Source organism: Kineococcus vitellinus (genome assembly GCF_009906315.1).
Classification (GTDB): Bacteria; Actinomycetota; Actinomycetes; order Actinomycetales; family Kineococcaceae; genus Kineococcus; species Kineococcus vitellinus.
Genome location: NZ_JAAALL010000061.1, coordinates 1 through 18,779, shown reverse-complemented (window position 1 = coordinate 18,779; position 18,779 = coordinate 1). Strand labels below are relative to the sequence as shown.

17 protein-coding genes and 1 pseudogene are annotated in these 18,779 nt (G+C 74.8%); 4 read left to right on the top strand and 14 right to left on the bottom strand.

Features of this window, described 5'->3' with window-relative positions:
* Positions 1-2 precede the first annotated feature (2 nt).
* The 3 genes from GTQ99_RS07930 to GTQ99_RS07920 form a co-directional block, all read right to left on the bottom strand.
* Positions 3-341, bottom strand: a complete 339-nt coding sequence (locus tag GTQ99_RS07930) for a hypothetical protein (protein WP_166615201.1) — start codon at positions 339-341, stop codon at positions 3-5.
* 184 nt (positions 342-525) lie between these two features.
* Positions 526-1,503, bottom strand: coding sequence for a WYL domain-containing protein (locus tag GTQ99_RS07925; RefSeq protein ID WP_166615200.1), 978 nt, complete (start codon positions 1,501-1,503; stop codon positions 526-528).
* On the bottom strand, positions 1,500-2,531 hold the full coding sequence (locus tag GTQ99_RS07920; protein ID WP_166615199.1) for a helix-turn-helix transcriptional regulator: 1,032 nt from the start codon (positions 2,529-2,531) through the stop codon (positions 1,500-1,502). Before GTQ99_RS07920 ends, GTQ99_RS07925 begins: the two co-directional genes overlap by 4 nt.
* A 56-nt stretch (positions 2,532-2,587) precedes the next feature.
* On the opposite strand from GTQ99_RS07920, the gene GTQ99_RS07915 reads away from it, so the two are divergent.
* On the top strand, positions 2,588-3,715 hold the full coding sequence (locus tag GTQ99_RS07915; RefSeq protein ID WP_166615198.1) for a DUF3866 family protein: 1,128 nt from the start codon (positions 2,588-2,590) through the stop codon (positions 3,713-3,715).
* 90 nt (positions 3,716-3,805) lie between these two features.
* Here GTQ99_RS07915 and GTQ99_RS07910 read toward each other — a convergent pair whose 3' ends face one another.
* From GTQ99_RS07910 to GTQ99_RS07865, 10 genes are all read right to left on the bottom strand, one after another.
* Positions 3,806-4,183, bottom strand: a complete 378-nt coding sequence (locus GTQ99_RS07910) for an FKBP-type peptidyl-prolyl cis-trans isomerase (RefSeq protein WP_166615197.1) — start codon at positions 4,181-4,183, stop codon at positions 3,806-3,808.
* Positions 4,184-4,230: 47 nt separating this feature from the next.
* The gene (locus GTQ99_RS26720) at positions 4,231-5,226 is read right to left on the bottom strand and encodes an FKBP-type peptidyl-prolyl cis-trans isomerase (protein ID WP_205707013.1); all 996 of its coding nucleotides are present in this window, start codon (positions 5,224-5,226) and stop codon (positions 4,231-4,233) included.
* Between the two features lie 73 nt (positions 5,227-5,299).
* A complete protein-coding gene (gene pafA, locus GTQ99_RS07900) occupies positions 5,300-6,661 on the bottom strand; it encodes a Pup--protein ligase (RefSeq protein ID WP_166615196.1) in 1,362 nt (453 codons plus the stop codon).
* Between the two features lie 97 nt (positions 6,662-6,758).
* On the bottom strand, positions 6,759-7,532 hold the full coding sequence (gene prcA / locus GTQ99_RS07895) for a proteasome subunit alpha (protein ID WP_338074799.1): 774 nt from the start codon (positions 7,530-7,532) through the stop codon (positions 6,759-6,761).
* Positions 7,533-7,535: 3 nt separating this feature from the next.
* On the bottom strand, positions 7,536-8,447 hold the full coding sequence (gene prcB / locus GTQ99_RS07890) for a proteasome subunit beta (protein ID WP_166615195.1): 912 nt from the start codon (positions 8,445-8,447) through the stop codon (positions 7,536-7,538).
* Between the two features lie 91 nt (positions 8,448-8,538).
* On the bottom strand, positions 8,539-8,736 hold the full coding sequence (locus GTQ99_RS07885) for a ubiquitin-like protein Pup (protein WP_166615194.1): 198 nt from the start codon (positions 8,734-8,736) through the stop codon (positions 8,539-8,541).
* A gap of 103 nt (positions 8,737-8,839) precedes the next feature.
* The gene (dop, locus tag GTQ99_RS07880) at positions 8,840-10,429 is read right to left on the bottom strand and encodes a depupylase/deamidase Dop (RefSeq protein WP_166615193.1); all 1,590 of its coding nucleotides are present in this window, start codon (positions 10,427-10,429) and stop codon (positions 8,840-8,842) included.
* 57 nt (positions 10,430-10,486) lie between these two features.
* Positions 10,487-11,683, bottom strand: a complete 1,197-nt coding sequence (locus GTQ99_RS07875; protein WP_166615192.1) for an ABC transporter permease — start codon at positions 11,681-11,683, stop codon at positions 10,487-10,489.
* Positions 11,680-12,453, bottom strand: a complete 774-nt coding sequence (locus GTQ99_RS07870) for an ABC transporter ATP-binding protein (RefSeq protein ID WP_166615202.1) — start codon at positions 12,451-12,453, stop codon at positions 11,680-11,682. The genes GTQ99_RS07875 and GTQ99_RS07870 overlap by 4 nt, the downstream gene beginning before the upstream one ends.
* Positions 12,454-12,527: 74 nt before the next feature.
* The gene (locus GTQ99_RS07865) at positions 12,528-13,931 is read right to left on the bottom strand and encodes a permuted SH3 domain-containing protein (RefSeq protein WP_166615191.1); all 1,404 of its coding nucleotides are present in this window, start codon (positions 13,929-13,931) and stop codon (positions 12,528-12,530) included.
* A gap of 140 nt (positions 13,932-14,071) precedes the next feature.
* Between GTQ99_RS07865 and GTQ99_RS07860 the strand changes: the two genes are divergently transcribed.
* Entirely contained in the window at positions 14,072-14,608 is a 537-nt protein-coding gene (locus GTQ99_RS07860; protein ID WP_166615190.1) for an NUDIX domain-containing protein, read from the top strand.
* Positions 14,609-14,659: 51 nt separating this feature from the next.
* On the opposite strand, the pseudogene arc reads toward GTQ99_RS07860, so the two are convergent.
* Positions 14,660-16,294 (bottom strand): annotated as a pseudogene (gene arc / locus GTQ99_RS07855) (proteasome ATPase); the annotation flags it as partial.
* A 214-nt stretch (positions 16,295-16,508) separates the two neighbouring features.
* Here arc and GTQ99_RS07850 point away from each other — a divergent pair.
* Together GTQ99_RS07850 and GTQ99_RS26715 are read left to right on the top strand one after the other, a co-directional pair.
* Positions 16,509-17,894 carry a kynureninase gene (locus tag GTQ99_RS07850; protein ID WP_205707012.1) on the top strand — a complete coding sequence of 462 codons (1,386 nt, stop codon included), beginning with the start codon at positions 16,509-16,511 and terminating at the stop codon, positions 17,892-17,894.
* Positions 17,891-18,763: a tryptophan 2,3-dioxygenase gene (locus tag GTQ99_RS26715; protein ID WP_338074797.1), complete on the top strand. Its 873-nt coding sequence runs from the start codon at positions 17,891-17,893 to the stop codon at positions 18,761-18,763. The genes GTQ99_RS07850 and GTQ99_RS26715 overlap by 4 nt, the downstream gene beginning before the upstream one ends.
* Positions 18,764-18,779: the final 16 nt, after the last annotated feature.

Here is an 18,779-nt window from a genome sequence, read left to right as displayed (position 1 = left end):
CCTCAGCGCACCGAGCGCATGCCGCGGCCGGCCAGCGAGGCCAGGTCGTCGCAGGAGTCCAGCACGAGGGCGAAGTCGAGGACGTCGTCCCAGGCGATGGTGGAGCCGGTGTGGACCTCCATGGCCTCGGCCGGGATGGTCCAGCGCTCGACGGCGACACCGCCGGAGACGAGCAGGGCCACGACGTCCTCGCCGGCCGGCTTGCGGACCTCGTCGGTGCACTTGGGGCAGTCGAACGCGTAGAACGAGCGCTCCTTGGCCGAGCAGACCACGAGACGGACCTGCTTGGGCGTGAGCTCGACGTCGCCGCAGCAGGGGCAGGAGGCCTTGATCGTGGTCATGGTGGCACCTTCCGGTTCGTGTGTGGTCCGGCGGCGCTCCCGCCGTCCGACAACCACTGCTTCGGCACGTCCTCGCGATGCCTTGAACGCCCTCTTCCGGCGAGGTTGACACACTCCGTCACTGTGTGCCTGCACTTCGTCACTACTGGTCACGAAGCGAGGCGTCCGGGTGGCCGCCCGCGGTTCAGGAGTACCGCTGCAGCGCCGCCAGGGCACCCTCGCGCACCCGCACCGCGAGCTCCGGCGGGTCCACCACGCGCGCTCCCGCGCCCAGCCGCAGCAGCAGCCGGTGCACCCAGCGGGTGTCGGCGGTGCGCAGCCGCACGCGCAGCGAGGCCTCCTCCCAGCCGTCCTCGCGGGCCGGCTCCACGGACTCCACCGGGTAGTAGTCGACGACCCAGGACGCCTGCGGCGCCAGGTCCAGCGTCACCACCAGGTCGTCCGGGCTCGCGGTGAACAGCTCGGTGCCCACGTCGCGCGAGACCGCCTGCGGCGGCGGCGTGCCGTCGGCCTCCAGCACCTCGGCGCGCTCGACGCGGTCGACGCGGAACAGCCGCACCCCCTCGGCGCGGTGGCACCACGCCTCCAGGTACCAGCGGCCCTCCACGCTCAGCAGCCGCATGGGGTCCACGTCGCGCTCCGTGCGCTCGTCGCGGCTGGGCACCAGGTAGGCCAGGTGCAGGCGCCGCCGCTCGCGCAGCGCCAGCCGGCAGGCCTCCAGCACGAGCGCGCTCTCGGCGTCGGTGCGCACGTCGACGGCCACCGCACCGGCGGTCGCCGCCGCCTCCCCCGTGGCGGCCGACAGCTTGGCCATGGCCCCCTCCAGGGCCTCGCGGTCGTGCAGACCGGGCACCTGCTCCAGGGTGCGCAGCCCCACCAGCAGCGCCACCGCCTCGTCGATCGCCAGCCGCGCGGGCCGCGCGATGGGGTCGGCGTTGGACAGGTAGACCCGGCCGGACTCCCACTCCGCGTCGATGAGGTCGTCGGGCAGGTGGCCCGGCGTGCCGCACACGAAGAGCAGCTCCAGGTCGTGCACGAGGTCGTCGGTGGTGATGGCGAAGTGCTCGGCCGCCTCCTCCAGCGGGATGCCCTGGTGGGTCAGCAGGTACGGCACCATCGCCAGCAGCCGCGACAGCCGCTCCGTCGACGCCCGCCCGCTCACGCGCCCACCCCCTGCTGCTGCGCCGGTCCCAGGCCCGCCGCGCCCCGCAGCCGGCGCACGACCGCCTCCCGCAGCTGCGGCGGCTCCAGGACGACGACGTCCGCGCCGTAGCTGGCGATCTCGTCCGCGCTCGTCTCCACGTCGCTGACGTCCACCACGACGACGTCCTCCCCCGGGCCGGGCTCCACCGACGTCGCCCGCCGGCGCAGCGCCAGCCCGGCGCCCGAGCGCACCAGCAGCCGCGCCGGGCGCGTCTGCACCGTCCCGACCGTGCCCGCCACCACCTCGCGCGGGTCGACGCCCTCGGGCACCCGGTAGGAGCCGGGCCTGCCGATGCGCTTGACGGCCGAGGACACCCGCGAGAGCCGGAAGACCCGCGAGGCGTCGCGGTCGCGGTCGTGGCCCACGAGGTACCAGCGCCCGTGCCAGCTGACGATGGCCCACGGCTCCACGTGCCGCACCGACGGCTCGCCCCCGGCGCGCCGGTAGGTGAAGGAGACCGGCGCCCGGTCGCGGGTGGCCGCGTACAGCGGGTCGAAGGCCGGCTCGCTGGTGCGCACCCGCGGTTCCAGGCCCACCAGCGAGGACTCGTCCGGCTCCACGCCCAGGCTGCGCAGCTTCACCAGCGCCCGCGTCGCCGGGCCCGCCAGGCTCGCCTGCTGCCACACCCGGCTGGCCAGCGACAGCACCGCCAGCTCCCCCGGGGTGAAGCGGATCTCCGGCAGCGCGTAGGCGTCGCGGTCGATGCGGTAACCGGCCTCGTCCTCGAACAGCGGGTCCTCGCCGCCGGTCTCCAGCGGCACCCCGAGCTCGCGCAGGTCCTCCTTGTCGCGCTCGAACATGCGCTCGAAGGCCGTCGTCGTCGCGCAGTCGGCGTACTGCGGCACCGCGGTGCGGATCTGCTCCTTCGTCAGCCAGCGGCGCGTGGCCGACAGGGCGATGACGAGGTTGAGCAGCCGCTCGGTGCGCCGCGCTCCGCGGGCGGCGGCGGCCGCTCCGCCCGGGCTGCTGCTGGTCGCGGAGGTCATGGTGATCGGACGCTACCCGACCGGGCGCCGCGGGCAACCCCTCGTACGCTCAGGGCGTGACGATCAGGTGGCGCTCGGCGACGGTGCAGCGGCTGACCGGCACCTGGCCCGGGTCGGTGGAGCTGGTCGCCGTCCTCGACGCGGGCGCGGACGTGGGCGAGGAGGCGGGCGCCGAGGTGCGGGCCCTGGCCCACCCCGACCTCGTGGGCACCCCCCGCCCGGGCGACCGCGTCCTGCTCAACACCTCGGCGCTGGCCCGCGGGCTGGGCACGGGCGGCTACGCCCTCGTCGTCGCCCTGCCCGACGCGCTGCCCGCCGACCCGCCCGCGGGCCCCGGCCACCTCGTCAAGGCCCGCTACACCCCGCTGCAGACGATGGTGCTGGGCGCCGACGACCAGGAGTCCCCCCACCACGACGTCCTCGCCGACGCCGACGACCTCGCCGGCACCCCCGTCGTCGTCGCCGACCTGCACTCGGCGCTGCCCGCGGTGGTGGCCGGGGTGCGCGCCGACGCCCCCGGCGCCCGCGTCGCCTACGTGCTCACCGACGGCGGCGCCCTGCCCGCGGCCTTCTCCCGCGCCGTCGCAGGGCTGCGCGAGGCGGGCTGGCTTGCCGCGTGCATCAGCACCGGGCAGAGCTTCGGCGGCGACCTGGAGACCGCGACCGTGCACACCGGGCTGCTGGCGGCCCGCCTCGTCGTGGGCGCCGACGTGGTCGTCGTCGCCCAGGGGCCGGGCAACCTCGGCACCGGCTCGCGGTGGGGGTTCTCCGGCGTGGCCGCCGGCGAGGCGCTCAACGCCGCCGCCGTCCTGCGCGGGCGGCCCGTGGCCGCGCTGCGGGTCTCCGAGGCCGACCCGCGCCCGCGCCACCGCGGCGTCTCGCACCACTCCCTGACCGCGGTCGGGCGGGTCGCGCTGGCACCGGCCGACGTCGTGGTGACCGACGCCCCGGGCGGCTTCCACGACGGGGTGCGCGCGCAGGCGCGCGGGCTGTGCACCGCCGGCGGGGGGCGGCACCGCTACGTGCAGGTGCCCCGGGAGGGGCTGGACGCGGCGCTGGCCGGCTGCCCGGTGCGGCTGTCGACGATGGGCCGGGGCCTGGAGGAGGACCGGGCCGCCTTCCTGCTGGCCGCCGCCGCCGGCCGCCACGCCGCGCGCCTGCTCGGCGCGGGCGCCCCCGCCTGACGCACGACGGCCCCGCTGCGGTGATCTTCCACGGTGCACCGTGGAAGATCACCGCAGCGGGGCCGGTCAGCGGTCGAGCGGTGGGTCAGCTCACTTCACGTCGACGAGGTCGACGACGAAGATGAGGGTCTCGCCGCCCTTGATGGCGCCGCCGGCGCCGCGGTCGCCGTAGCCCAGGTGCGGCGGGATGACGAGCTTGCGCCGGCCGCCGACCTTCATGCCGGCGATGCCGCGGTCCCAGCCCTGGATGACCATGCCGGCGCCCAGGGGGAAGTCCAGCGGCTGGCCGCGGTTCCAGGAGGAGTCGAACTCCTCGCCGGTGCTGAAGGCCACGCCGACGTAGTGGGCGCTGACGGTGCGCCCGGGGGTGGCCTCGGCGCCGTCGCCGACGACCTCGTCGGTGATCTCCAGGTCGGCCGGCGGCTGGCCCTCGGGGAAGTCGATCTCGGGCTTGGTGCGGTCGGTCACGGGGGTCCTCTCGGGGGTCTGCTCGGTCGGGTCGGTCAGGTCGGGGGTCAGTACGCGTCGAGGATGTCGACGACGAACACCAGCGTGCCCGCGGGCTGCTGCGGGTTCGCCGGCTGGTCACCGTACGCCTCGGCCCCCGGGATCACGAGCAGCACCCGGCTGCCGACGGCCTGACCCACCAGGCCGCTGTCCCAGCCCTTGATGACGTTGCCCTGGCCGATGACGAACTCGAACGGCTCGCCGCGCGACCAGGACTGGTCGAAGACGCTGCCGTCCTCCAGGCGGGCGCCGAGGTACTGCACCTTGAGGTTCTGCCCGGTGGCGACGGCCGGGCCGGTGCCCTGGATCAGCGGCTGCGCCACGGTCTGCGCCGGCGGCGTCTTGTCGGTGATGGTGAAGCCCGTGGGCACGCCCTCGTCGTCGGTGGTGACCGTCGGGAGGTTGGCGGGCGGGGTGACCGGGGTGCCCTCGGCCATCGTGGGGACGACGCGCACGACGTCGGCGACGACGACGATCGTGGTCTGCGCGTCGACGCCCTGCTTGCCGAACTGGGTCACGGCCTCGCCGAAGCCGTCGTCGGGGGCGATGGCGATGGCCAGGCGGTCGCCGACGTGGGAGCCGACGAAGCCGCGGGCCAGGCCCTTGGTGATGTTGGCCAGCTCGAAGCGGGAGTCCGTCTTGCCGTAGCTGGAGTCGAGCTCCTCGCCGGTGGAGCCGGCGTAGAGGGCGTAGGCGAACTGCACCTCGTCGGTGGCCGCCACCTCGGCACCGCTGCCGGGGGCGACGACCTTGCGGGTGGTCTCGGTGACCGCCAGCGGCGCGGTGATCTGCACCGTCGGCTTCACCGTCGGGTTCACCTCGCCCGTGACGGTGACGGCCAGCGCGTCGTCGGTGGCGGCGGGCTCGATGGTCGCGGCGGAGGCGGACGCCGACGCGCTCTGCTCGGCAGCGCTGGGGGTGTCCTGCTCGGACGCGCAGGCGCCCAGCACCAGGGACACCGCCAGGGCGGCGGAGGCGGACAGGACGGCGGTACGGCGGCGCACGGAAGTCCTCACATCTCGTCGGGTCGAACTTCCCCACCCTAACCGGGTGACCTGTGCGCGGGCCGTCCGACCGTCACATGCTGTCGATGAGCCGCTCCACGCGGTCGTCGACGGCCTTGAACGGGTCCTTGCACAGCACCGTGCGCTGGGCCTGGTCGTTGAGCTTGAGGTGCACCCAGTCGACGGTGAAGTCGCGGCGCTTCTCCTGGGCGGCGCGCACGAAGTCGCCGCGCAGCTTGGCCCGGGTCGTCTGCGGCGGCACGCTCAGCGCCTCGAAGACCTCGATGTCGGAGCAGACCCGCTCGGCCATGCCGCGCGCGGCGAGCATGTAGTGCAGCCCCCGCTTGCGGTGGATGTCGTGGTAGGCCAGGTCCAGGCGCGCGATGCGCGGGGAGGTCAGCGGCAGGTCGTGCTTGGCCATGTAGCGGTCCAGGAGCTTCTTCTTGATGACCCAGTCGACCTCGCGGTCCACCAGGGAGAAGTCCTGGGTGGCCACCGCGCGCAGCGCCCGCTCCCACAGGTCCAGCACCCGCTTGATCGTGGGCGTCTGCAGCCCGCGGCCCTCGACGAACTCCTTGGCCCGCTCCAGGTACTCCTCCTGGATCTCCAGGGCGCTGGCCTCGCGGCCGTTGGCCAGGCGCACCGGCTTGCGGCCGGTGGTGTCGTGGCTGATCTCGCGGATGGCCCGGATCGGGTTCTCCATCGTCATCTCGCGCAGCGGCACGCCCTCCTCGACCATCCGCAGGACGAGGTCGGTGGCGCCGAGCTTGAGCATCGTCGTCGTCTCGGACATGTTGGAGTCGCCGACGATGACGTGCAGGCGGCGGTAGCGCTCGGCGTCGGCGTGCGGCTCGTCGCGCGTGTTGATGATGGGGCGGCTGCGGGTGGTGGCGCTGGAGACGCCCTCCCAGATGTGGTCGGCGCGCTGGGAGAGGGAGAAGGCGGCCCCCCGGGGCGTCTGGACGACCTTGCCGGCGCCCACGATCAGCTGGCGGCTGACCAGGAAGGGGATGAGCACGTCCGAGAGGCGGCCGAACTCCCCGTGCCGGGAGACCAGGTAGTTCTCGTGGCAGCCGTAGGAGTTGCCCGCGGAGTCGGTGTTGTTCTTGAAGAGGAAGACCTCCCCGGCGATTCCCTCCTCCTCCAGGCGCCGCTCGGCGTCGGTGAGCAGGCCCTCCAGGGTGCGCTCCCCGGCCCGGTCGTGGACGACCAGCTGGCGCACGTCGTCGCACTCCGGCGAGGCGTACTCGGGGTGCGAGCCCACGTCGAGGTACAGGCGCGCCCCGTTCTTGAGGAACACGTTGCTCGAGCGTCCCCACGAGACGACCTTGCGGAACAAGTACCGGGCCACCTCGTCCGGGGAGAGCTTGCGCTGCCCCTCGAAAGCACAGGTGACGCCGAACTCGGTTTCCAGCCCGAAGATCCGGCGATCCATTGCTCCACCATAGGCACTGGCGCGTCCTGCGGCGCAGTGAAACGCGTCATGTCGGACCGGTGGCGCGCCGGTGCCGGGGCACCGGCGCGCCCGCGCCTCAGCGCTCCGGCGGGGTGTCCGGACCCGGCTGCTGCTCGCCGGCGGCCGGTGCGGAGGCCGCCCCGGGCGCCGCGAGCAGCTGGGCGAGGGTGCCCGCGCCCAGCCGGCGGAAGGTGCGGCGCTCGCGGGCGCGGTCCAGGACGGCGACCTCGAGCTGGTCGGGGGCGATGGCGCGCGGCCCGCCGCCGGCGGCCTCGGCGGCCGCGTCGGAGCCCAGCGCCTCCACGGCCAGGCGCAGCGCCTGCTCCAGGGACAGCCCCGGGTGCCAGCGGTCGGCCAGCTTGGCGGTGATCTGCTCCGCGGAGCCACCCATCGCCACGTAGCCGTGCTCGTCGGCCACCGAGCCGTCGTAGGTGAGGCGGTAGATCTGGTCGGTCTCGGGGCTGCGCCCGACCTCGGCGACGACGAGCTCGACCTCGTAGGGCTTGGACTCGGTGGTGAAGATCGCCCCCAGCGTCTGGGCGTAGGCGTTGGCCAGGCCCCGGGCGGTGACGTCGCTGCGGTCGTAGGAGTAGCCGCGCACGTCGGCGTAGCGCACCCCGGCCACGCGCAGGTTCTCGAACTCGTTGTACTTGCCGACGGCGGCGAAGGCGACGCGGTCGTAGATCTCGGAGATCTTGTGCAGCGCCCGGGAGGCGTTCTCGGAGACGAAGGCGATGCCGCCGGCGTGGGCGACGACCACGACGGCGCGGCCGCGGGCGATGCCCTTGCGGGCGTAGTCCGCCTTGTCCTTCATCAACTGCTCGGGCGAGACGTAGAACGGCACGCTCACGGCTCAGGCCTCCTGGCTCTGCTGGGTCCCGGCGCCGGCGCCGGTGATGCCGGGGTTGCCGCCGGGGTTGCCGCGGCGGCCGGCGACGAGGGCCTCGACGACGGGCTCGAGCTCCTCGTCGCCGACGCGCCGGAAGCCGTCGGCGGTGACCACGGCCACCACCGGCCAGATCTTGCGCAGCAGGTCGGGGCCGCCGGTCGCGGAGTCGTCGTCGGCGGCGTCCCACAGCGCCTCCAGCGCCACCCGCACCGTCGCGGCCTCGTCCATGCCGGGGCGGTACAGCTTCTTCAGCGCGCCGCGGGCGAAGAGGGAGCCCGAGCCGACGGTGTGGTGCTCGTGCTCCTCGCTGCGCCCGCCGGTGATGTCGTAGCCCACGATGCGCCCGCGGCCGGCGTCGAGGTCGTAGCCGGCGAAGAGCGGGACGACGGCCAGGCCCTGCAGCGCCATGCCCAGGTTGCCGCGGATCATCGCCGAGAGGCGGTTGGCCTTGCCCTCGAAGGACATCAGCGCGCCCTCGAGCTTCTCGAAGTGCTCCAGCTCGACCTGGAAGAGGCGGACCATCTCCACGGCCAGCCCGGCGGTGCCGGCGATGCCGGCGCAGGAGTGCTCGTCGGTCTGGAAGACCTTCTGGATGTCGCGCTGGGCGATCATCGGCCCGGCGGTGGCGCGGCGGTCACCGGCCATGACGACGCCGTCGGCGAAGACGAGCGCGACGATGGTGGTGGCGTGCGGGGGCTGGCCCGCGCCCGGCCCCCCGGTGGGCATGCCGCTCGCGGCGCTGCCGGGCAGCCGCCGCGAGGACGGCAGCAGGTCCGGGGAGTACTCGCGCACGAAGTCGGTGAAGGAGGAGGACCCCGGCCGCAGGAACGCTGCCGGGAGCCGTCCGCTGGGGTCGCCGTGGAGGTGGCTGCTCACGCTCGCGACCCTACCCGGCGCCCCCGGAGGGTGCCGGGGGGAGCCGGGGCGGGCCGGCTGCCGGCGGGCCGGTGGCCGGCCCGCGGGTCGGCTACTGGCCGCCCTTCTGCACGAAGCCGCGCACGAACTCCTCGGAGTTGGACTCCAGGACCTCGTCGATCTCGTCCAGGAGGGCGTCGACGTCGGCGTCCGTCTCGGTGGTCTCCGCGCTGGCCTGCGCGGGGACGACGGGGGTCTCCTCGACCTCCTCCTCACGACGGCTCGGGCGCTGCTGCTCCTGTCCAGGCATCGGCTGGTCCCCCTGACGGCTCGTTCAGCGCCGGGTCGTGCGACCCGGCTCGGTCCCGACACTAACCCCGCGCCCGCCGCGGTGAGCGCTTTTGCGCCGCGGCTCACCCGCCGGTCAGGGCGGCGACGAGGTCCTCGGCGGTGGCGCAGCGGTCCAGCAGGGCCCCCACGTGCTCGCGCGTGCCGCGCAGCGGCTCCAGCGTGGGCACCCGCTGCAGCGCGCCGCGGCCGGCGACGTCGAAGATCACCGAGTCCCAGCTGGCGGCGGCCACCCGCGGCCCGTAGCGGGCCAGGCACTCGCCGCGGAAGTAGGCGCGGGTGTCCTCCGGGGGGTGCTCGACGGCGCGGCGCACCGAGGCCGGGTCCAGCAGCAGCTCCACCTGCCCGCGCTCGGCGAGCTTGAGGTACAGCCCCTTCTCGGGGCGCACGTCGGACCACTGCAGGTCCACCGCCTGCAGGCGCGCGCTGTCCCAGGCCAGCCCGTCGCGGGAGCGGTAGCCCTCCAGCAGCCGCAGCTTGGCGACCCAGTCGACCTGGCGGGCCGCGGAGAAGACGTCGGTCTCCAGCTTGGTGAGCACCGACTCCCAGCGCTGCAGCACCTCCAGGGTGTCGGCGTCGGCGTCGGCGCCGAGGCGGTCCTCGACGAAGGCCCGCGCCGCCTCCAGGTAGGCCCGCTGCATCTGCAGGGCCGTCATCCGCCGCCCGTCGCGCAGCCGCACCAGCTGCGTCAGGCCCGGGTCGTGGGAGACCTCGTGCAGCGCGCGCACCGGCTCGGCCGGCGTCAGGTCCCCCGCCGGGCCGCCGGCGAGGGCACCGGCCTCCAGCATCGCCAGCACCAGCGAGGTGGTGCCCACCTTCAGCAGCGTGGCGACCTCGCACATCGTGGCGTCGCCGACGATGACGTGCAGGCGCCGGTAGCGGTCCGCGGTGGCGTGCGGCTCGTCGCGGGTGTTGATGATGGGCCGCTTCATCGTCGTCTCCAGCCCGACCTCGACCTCGAAGAAGTCGGCGCGCTGGGAGAGCTGGAAGCCGGCCCGGGCGGAGTCCTGGCCGATGCCGACGCGCCCGGCGCCGGTGAAGACCTGCCGGGAGACGAAGAAGGGGACCAGGTGGCGCACGACGTCGCCGAAGGGCGTGGCCCGGTCCATGAGGTAGTTCTCGTGGGTGCCGTAGGAGGCGCCCTTGCCGTCGGTGTTGTTCTTGTAGATCGTCACCGGCGTCAGGCCCGGGGTGGCCGCCACCCGCCGCAGCGCCTCCAGCAGGATCAGTTCCCCCGCCTTGTCCCAGCGCACCGCGTCGCGGGGGGTGAGCACCTCCGGGGAGGAGTACTCGGGGTGGGCGTGGTCGACGTAGAAGCGGGCCCCGTTGGTGAGGATGACGTTGGCCATCGTCGGGTCCTCGGTCTCGGCCGTGGCGACGTCGGAGGCGTTGGGCGCCGCCCGCCGCCCGCCGCCGCGCCGGCCGGGCGCGTCGGTCAGCTGCGAGGGGTGCGCCTTGGCGCGCTCCAGCTCGAAGCCGCGCGCGTCGCGCAGCGGCGCCTCGTCCTCGTAGTCCCAGCGCGGGCGGGCACCGGAGGTGGGGGCGGCGTAGGCGTTGACGACCTGCGCGGACAGCAGCATGGGGTTGGCGCCGGGGTCGCCGGGCACCGAGATGCCGTACTCGGTCTCCAGGCCGGTCACCCGTCGCACAGTCACGAGGCGACCCTACGGTCCCGCCGCGCGGCGGGCGCACCCGTCCCCGCGCCGGGCGCCTCAGTCGGTGCGCAGCGCCACCACGGGGTCCAGCCGCCCGGCGCGCCGGGCCGGGAAGACGCCGAAGAAGATGCCGACGGCGGCCGAGACCGCGAACGCCACGGCCGGGCTCCACCACTCGATGACCGCCGGCAGCGGGGAGAGGCGGTCCACCAGCAGCGAGCACGCCACGCCGATCGCGATCCCGACGAGGCCGCCGACGGTGGTGAGCAGCACGGCCTCGACGAGGAACTGCACGAGCACGTCGCGCTGGCGGGCGCCCAGCGCCTTGCGCAGGCCGATCTCGCGGGTCCGCTCGCGCACCGACACCAGCATGATGTTGGAGACCCCCACCCCGCCCACCAGCAGCGAGATGCCGGCGATGGCCGCCAGCACGGCGGTGAGCAGGCCGAGGATCTGCCCGATGACGCCGAGGATCTGCGTCTGGGTGACCGCGCTGAAGGTCTGGTCGGGGTACTCGTCCTTCAGCGCCCGCCACAGCTGCTCGGACAGCTGCGGCACGGACTGCGCCGAGGGCGCCTTGACCGCGAAGGCGTCCACGCGGTCGACGGCGAACAGCCGCTGCGCGGTGGTGATGGGGACGTGGACCTCGTTGTCCTGCGAGACCCCGAAGGACTCGCCCTGCTCGGCCAGCACCCCGATGACGCGGAAGCGGGTGCCGGAGATCGTCACCTGCCGCCCGATCGGGTCCGCGCCGGGGAAGAGCAGCTCCGCGGTGCGCGAGCCGAGGACGGCGACCCGGCGGCGGGCGTCGACGTCGGCGCCGGTGAAGTACGAGCCCTCCGCCACGGGCCGGTCGAAGACCTCCGGCAGGTTCTGGTCCGAGCCCTGCACGGTGGTGAAGCGCTCGACCGTGCCCGCGCGCACCTGCGCGCCGGAGCCGACGCGGGCGGTCACCGCCGCCGCGTCGCCGACGACGTCGGCGAGCAGCTCGCCGTCGGAGATCTGCAGCGTCGAGGTCGCCGGCGCGTTCGAGGACAGGTTGCCGGTGTCGAACTGGCCCGGCACGACGAGGATGAGGTTGGAGCCCAGGCCCTCGACCTGGGACTGGATCTGCTGGCGGGCGCCGGAGCCGATCGAGACGACGACGATGACCGCGGCGATGCCGATGATGATGCCCAGCATCGTCAGCAGGCTGCGCAGCCGGTTGCCCCGCAGGGCGTCCAGCGCGACGCGGAAGGCCTCCAGACCCTTCACGCGCCCAGCCTCCGCACGCCGGCGCCGTCATCGGCGTCGTCATGGACGTCGTCATGGACGTCGTCGTCGGCCCCGCGCGGTGCGGGCGCGGGCGCGGGTGCGGCGCTGTCGCGCTCGACGAGGCCGTCGCGCACCCGCACCTGCCGGTGCGCGCGGGCGGCGACCTCGTCGTCGTGGGTGACGAGGACGACGGCGACGCCGCGCTCGCCGTTGAGCTCCTCGAGGATGCGCATGACCTCGGCGCCGTTCCTGGAGTCCAGGTTGCCCGTGGGCTCGTCGGCCAGCAGGATGCGCGGCTCGCCCACCAGGGCGCGCGCGATCGCGACGCGCTGCTGCTCGCCGCCGGACATCTGGGTGGGGCGGTGGGTGAGGCGGTGCCCCAGGTTCACCGCGCGCAGCGCCGCGGCCGCGCGCTCGCGCCGCTCGCCCGCGCCGACGCCCCGGTACAGCAGCGGCAGGGCCACGTTGTCGAGGGCGGTGGAGCGCGGCAGCAGCTGGAAGGCCTGGAAGACGAAGCCGATCTCCCGGTTGCGCAGCTGCGCCAGCTCCGCGTCGGACAGCTCCCCGATGTCGCGCCCGCTCACCCGCAGCCGGCCGGAGGTGGGCCGGTCCAGGCAGCCCAGCAGGTGCATGAGCGTGGACTTGCCGGAGCCGCTGGGCCCGATGATCGCGGTGTACTCCCCCTCGTCGATGCGGAAGCTCACCCCGCGCAGGGCGTCCACCGTCGTGGAGCCGAAGGCGTAGCTGCGGGTGACGTCGACGACCTCGATCGCCGGGGTGCGCTCGTCGGCGGGCTGCTCGGCGAGGTGCTGGGCGGGGCGCTCGGCGGTGCGGTGCTCCCGGCTCACGGGACCTGCTGCCCCTCGGTGACGTCGCCGGCGCCCGCGGTGACGACCTGCTCCCCCTCGCGCAGGCCCCGGGTGATCTCCACGACCTGCTCCCCGCGCACCCCGACGCTCACCTCGCGGCGCTCGGCCCGGCCGTCCTCGACGACCCAGACGGAGTCCGAGTCGGCGTCGCCGCCCTCGGCGCCCGCGCGCACCACCGCCGCGGCGGGGACCGCGACGACGCCGGTGACCTCCTGCACCGCCAGCGCCACCGTCGCCGACATGCCGGGCAGCGGCGTCACCGCGGGGGCGCCGTCGCCCGCGGTGCCCCCGTCGTAGCTCAGCCGCACGGTGTAGGTGACCGCGCCGCCGCCGCCGGTCCTGGCGGTCGGGTCCACGCTGGTCACGGTGCCGCGGTAGGTGGCGCCCTCGACGGCGTCGACGCTCACGTCCGCGCCGACGCCCGGCCGCACGGTGAGCACGTCGGTCTCGTCGACGTCGGCCGTCAGGCTCAGCACCGAGGCGTCGACGACGCTGAGCAGCGTGCTGCCCGCGGCCACGGCCGCGCCCTGGGCGATGACCGGCGCACCGGCCGCCCCGGGCTCGGAGCCGCCCAGCGCGCCGCCGGGCAGCTGCACGCCGCTGCCGGCCAGCAGCTGCTCGGCCCCGGCCGGCAGCGCCGGCGAGCCGGCGCCGCCGCTGGCGGCCAGGGAGACCTTGCCGGCGATGGGGGCCACCACGGTCAGCGCGTCGACGGTGGCCTGCGCGGCCTGCACGGCCGCCCGCGTCTGCACCCGCTGCGCCTGGCTGAGCGAGGCCACGGCCGCGTCGACGTTGCCGAGCCCGGCGTTGACCTGGTCCACCAGCGCCTGCGTCTGCGCCGACAGCAGCTGGTACTGGGTGCGCGAGGACTGCACCGCGGCCAGCGCGGCGGCCTGCGCGGCCGGGTCGGGGATCGCCTGCGCCTGCTGCTCGGCCGCCGCGAAGCGGGCCTCGGCGTCGGCGCGGGCCCTGCGCTGCTGGCGCTCCAGCTGCGAGGCGCTGACCGCCGAGGACTGCGAGGGACCGCCGTCGGCGGCCTCGGCGTCGGCGCGCCGCGCCTGCTCCAGGTTCGCCACGGCCGACGGGGAGTCGATGGTCATGAGCACCTGGCCGGCCTGCACGTCCTGCCCGTCGCCGACCTGCAGCGTGGCCACGGTGCCCGCGGCGGGGGCCTTCACCACGGCGGACGCGCGCGGCTGCACGGTGCCGGGGGCCTCGACGACCTCGCGCACGTCCCCGCGGGTGACGGCCCGCGTGGTGACCTCCGGCTCCTCCTCGGAGCTGCAGCCGGCGGCGCTCAGCAGCAGGGCCGCACCGCAGGCGGCGGCGAGCGCGCGCAGCGGGGCGCGCAGGCGCGGGGTCGGGCACGGGGTGGGCACGCGGCAACCCTAGGCGCTGGCCGCTCGCGGCGGATCCGACGAAGGGGAGACACCGGTCACCCGCGCGTCCACCCCAGGTCGCACGCGCGTCGCCCGCCGTCCCCCGCCCGTGGCCGTGCGTGAGTCCTACGCTGCGCCGGGTGAGCGAACTCGTCGACCTGTACGAGCCCGGCGACCCGGCGGGCCGCGTCACCGGCACCGCCACCCGCGCGCGGGTGCGCGCGGCCAACCTGCCGCACGCCGCGACGGGCGTCCTGCTGCGCGACGGCACCGGCCGCGTCTTCGTGCACCGGCGCACCGACGTCAAGGACGTCAACCCGGGGGCGCACGACTGCCTGGCCGGCGGGGTGGTCGGCGCCGGCGAGGACCCCGCCGCGGCCGCGGTCCGCGAGCTGCACGAGGAGCTGGGCGTGCGCGTGCCGCTGCACCCGGTGCTGCGGCGCTGGTACCGCGACGAGCGCACCCACCACCTGGCCGTCGTCTTCGAGGCGTGGTGGGACGGCACGCCGCTGCGCCTGCAGCCCGAGGAGGTCGCCGAGGGCTGGTGGGAGCCCGCCGCGGCGCTGCGCGAGCGGCTGGCCGACCCCGCCTGGCCGTTCGTGCCGGACAGCAGGGCGCTGCTGCGGGCGTGGCCGCGCTGGTGGCACGACCCGGGGCCGCCGCCGGCGGGGGCGTGAGCGCCCGGGCCCGCGGTGGCCGGCCGGCGCCTCAGCGGCGCCGGCCGGTGCTCACAGGTACTGGCCGGTGTTGGCGACGGTGTCGATGGAGCGTCCCGCCTCGGTGCCCTTCTTGCCCTGCGTCAGGGTGCGGATGAAGACGATCCGCTCGCCCTTCTTGCCGGAGATGCGGGCCCAGTCGTCGGGGTTGGTGGTGTTGGGCAGGTCCTCGTTCTCCTTGAACTCGTCGACGCAGGCGCTCATGAGGTGCTCCACCCGCAGGCCCCGCTGCTGCAGGGTCAGCAGGTCCTTGATGGCCATCTTCTTCGCGCGGTCGACGATGTTCTGGATCATCGCGCCGGAGTTGAAGTCCTTGTAGTACAGGACCTCCTTGTCGCCGCCGGCGTAGGTGACCTCGAGGAACTCGTTCTCCGGGCTCTCGGTGTACATGCGCTCCACCGTGGCCTGGATCATCGCGTCCACGGCGGCCTGCTCGCTGCCCCCGTTGACCGCCACGTCGTCGGCGTGCAGCGGCAGGTCGGCGGTCAGGTACTTGGCGAAGATCTGGCCCGCGCTCTCGGCGTCCGGGCGCTCGATCTTGATCTTCACGTCCAGGCGGCCCGGGCGCAGGATCGCCGGGTCGATCATGTCCTCGCGGTTGGAGGCGCCGATGACGATGACGTTCTCCAGCCGCTCCACGCCGTCCAGCTCGCTCAGCAGCTGCGGCACGATCGTCGTCTCCACGTCGGAGCTGACGCCGGAGCCGCGGGTGCGGAACAGCGACTCCATCTCGTCGAAGAAGACGACGACGGGGGTGCCGCCGCTGGCCTTCTCGCGGGCGCGGGCGAAGATCAGCCGGATGTGCCGCTCGGTCTCGCCGACGTACTTGTTGAGCAGCTCCGGGCCCTTGATGTTGAGGAAGTAGCTCTTGGCCTGCGTCTGCCCGCGCAGCTCGGCGGCCTTCTTGGCCAGCGAGTTGGCGACGGCCTTGGCGATGAGCGTCTTGCCGCAGCCGGGCGGGCCGTACAGCAGGATGCCCTTGGGCGGGCGCAGCCCGTGCTCGCGGAAGAGGTCCGCGTGCAGGAAGGGCAGCTCGACGGCGTCGCGGATGGCCTCGATCTGCGGGCCCAGGCCGCCGATGTCCTCGTAGTCGATGTCGGGGACCTCCTCGAGCACGAGCTCCTCGACCTCGGCCTTGGGGATGCGCTCGAAGGCGAAGCCGGAGCGGGTGTCGATCGTCAGGGAGTCGCCCACCCGCAGCGGGCCGTCCACCAGCGGGCCGGCCAGGCGGACCACGCGCTCCTCGTCGGCGCGGGCCAGCACGAGCGCGCGCCCGTCCTCCAGCACCTCCTTGACCGTGGCCAGCTCGCCGGTGCGCTCGTAGTCGAAGGCCGCCACGACGTTCATCGCCTCGTTGACCATGACGTCCTGGCCGGGGCGCAGCGCGTCGAGGTCGACGGCCGGGCTGACCGCGACCCGCATGCGCCGGCCGGCGGACATGATGTCCGCCGTGCCGTCGTCGGCGGCCTGCAGGAACGTGGCGTACTGGGCGGGGGGCTGACCGAGCCGGTCGACCTCCGCCTTCAGCGAGACGATCTGGTCGCGCGCCTCCCGCAGCGTGGTGGCGAGGCGGTCGTTCTGGGCGCTGACCTGGGCGAGTCGGGTCCGGGCGGCTCCGAGCTGCTCCTCGAGCGCGGCGAGGTGGCGGGCGTCCCGCTCACCTCCGCCACCGAAGCGGCGCTGGGGCTCCGTCATGGCGCATCTCCCCTCTGTGCTCGGCCGGTCGTGCCGGACGGGCGGTGGATGCGCTCGACCCTAACCCGCACGCCGGACATCGCGCGGTGGATCGGTGTCGGCGCGTTGCCGACCGACTCCGCTCGGTGCTCGGTTCGTGACCTGCGGGTGTCCCTACACTCCCGCCATGCCCGACACCGCAGCTCCCGACCGCGAGGACGCCACCCGGGACGCCGTGGCGGCGCTGCGGCGGCGGGCCGACCGGCTGGACGCCGAGGACCCGCTGGCCGCGCTGCGCGCGGAGTTCCTGCTGGAGGCCGCGCCCGGGGTGGGCTCCTACCTGGACGGCAACTCCCTGGGCCGCCCGCTGAAGGCCACCGCCGGCGCGGTCGAGGCCTTCGTGCGCGAGCAGTGGGGCGGGCAGCTCATCCGCGGCTGGACCGCCGGCCCGGCCAGCGCCGCGGGCGCCGACGCCACCGCCGCCCTGGCCGGCAGCGGCGCGGCGGCGGGCGGCTGGATGGACTGGCCGCAGCAGCTGGGCGACCTCATCGGGCGCGCCGCGCTCGGCGCCGCACCCGGGCAGACCGTGGTCGCCGACTCCACCACCGTCCTCTTCTACAAGCTGGTGCGCGCGGCCGTGGACGCCGCGGCCGCCACCGGCCGCGACGGCGACGGCGCCGTGGTGCGCGACGAGATCGTCTGCGACACCGACAACTTCCCCACCGACCGCTTCGTGCTCGAGGGTGTGGCCGCCGAGCGCGGCCTGCGGCTGCGCTGGATCGAGACCGACCCCGCCGCCGGGATCACCCCCGAGCAGGTCGCCGCTGCGCTCGGCCCGCGCACCGCGCTGGCCACCTTCAGCCACGTCGCCTACCGCTCGGGGCACCTGGCCGACGCCGAGGCGATCACCCGCGCCGTGCACCAGGCCGGTGCCCTGGTGCTGTGGGACCTCAGCCACTCCACCGGCTCCGTGGAGCTGGCCCTGGACGCCTGGGGCGTCGACATGGCCGTGGGCTGCACGTACAAGTACCTCAACGGCGGCCCCGGCGCCCCCGCCTTCGCCTACCTCGCCGCCCGCCACCACGGCGTGCTGCGCCAGCCGGTGCAGGGCTGGATGGGGCACGCCGACCCCTTCGCGATGGGCGCCGGCTACCAGCCGGGCCCGGGCGTGCGCCAGCTGGTCTCCGGCACCCCGCCGATCCTGGGCATGGTCCCGGTGCGGGTGGGCGCCGAGCAGCTGGAGCGCGTGGGGATCGCGGCCGTGCGCGCCAAGTCGCTGCGGCTGACCTCCTTCGCCCTGCAGCTGGCCGACGAGCTGCTGGTGCCGCTGGGCGTGCAGGTGGCCACCCCCCGCGAGCCGCAGCGCCGCGGCGGGCACCTCACCCTGCGCGAGGGCACCTCGGGCGCGGACTTCCGGGCCGTCACCGAGCAGCTGTGGCGGCAGGGGGTGCTCCCCGACTTCCGCGCCCCCGACGGCGTCCGCATCGGCCTGGCACCGCTGTCCACCGGCTTCGGCGAGGTCCTCGACGGCCTCCTCGCCCTGCGCGCGCTGCTGGCGGGGAGCGCGCGGTGAGCGGGGGCACGGGCGGGGGCACCCCGGGCGGCACCCGCGCGGTGGAGGAGGGCGTGGTCACCGACTTCAGCCGCGAGATGTCCTACGGCGCCTACCTGCACCTGGACGAGCTGCTGAGCGCCCAGCACCCGCTGAGCGTGCCCGAGCACCACGACGAGCTGCTCTTCATCGTCCAGCACCAGACCAGCGAGCTGTGGCTGAAGCTGGTCCTGCACGAGCTGCGCGCCGCGGTGGCGGCGCTGGCCGCCGACGACCTCAAGCGGGCCCTGAAGCAGATCGCCCGCGTCAAGCACGTCCAGCGCACCCTCACCGAGCAGTGGTCGGTCCTGGCGACGCTGACCCCGACGGAGTACGCGCAGTTCCGCGGCTCCCTGGCCAGCTCCTCGGGCTTCCAGTCCCACCAGTACCGCGCCGTCGAGTTCGCCCTGGGCAACAAGGACGCGAGGATGCTCGACGTCTTCGCCCACGACGCGGCCGCGCGCTCGCAGCTGGAGGAGCTGCTGCGCGCACCCAGCCTGTACGACGAGTTCCTGCGCCTGCTGGCCCGCCGCGGCCACGCCGTGCCCACCGAGCTGCTGGAGCGCGACGTCACCCTCGCCCACGTCCTCACCCCCGCCCTCGTGCCGGTGCTGCAGCGCGTCTACGAGCGCGCCGAGGAGTTCTGGGAGGAGTACGAGGCCTGCGAGGAGCTGGTGGACCTGGAGGACAACTTCCAGCTGTGGCGCTTCCGGCACCTGAAGACCGTCGAGCGCACCATCGGCTTCAAGCGCGGCACCGGCGGCTCCTCCGGCGTCGGCTTCCTCGCCAAGGCCCTTCAGCTGACGTTCTTCCCCGAGCTCTACGCCGTCCGCACGGAGATCGGCACGTGAGCGCCTCCCCCACCCC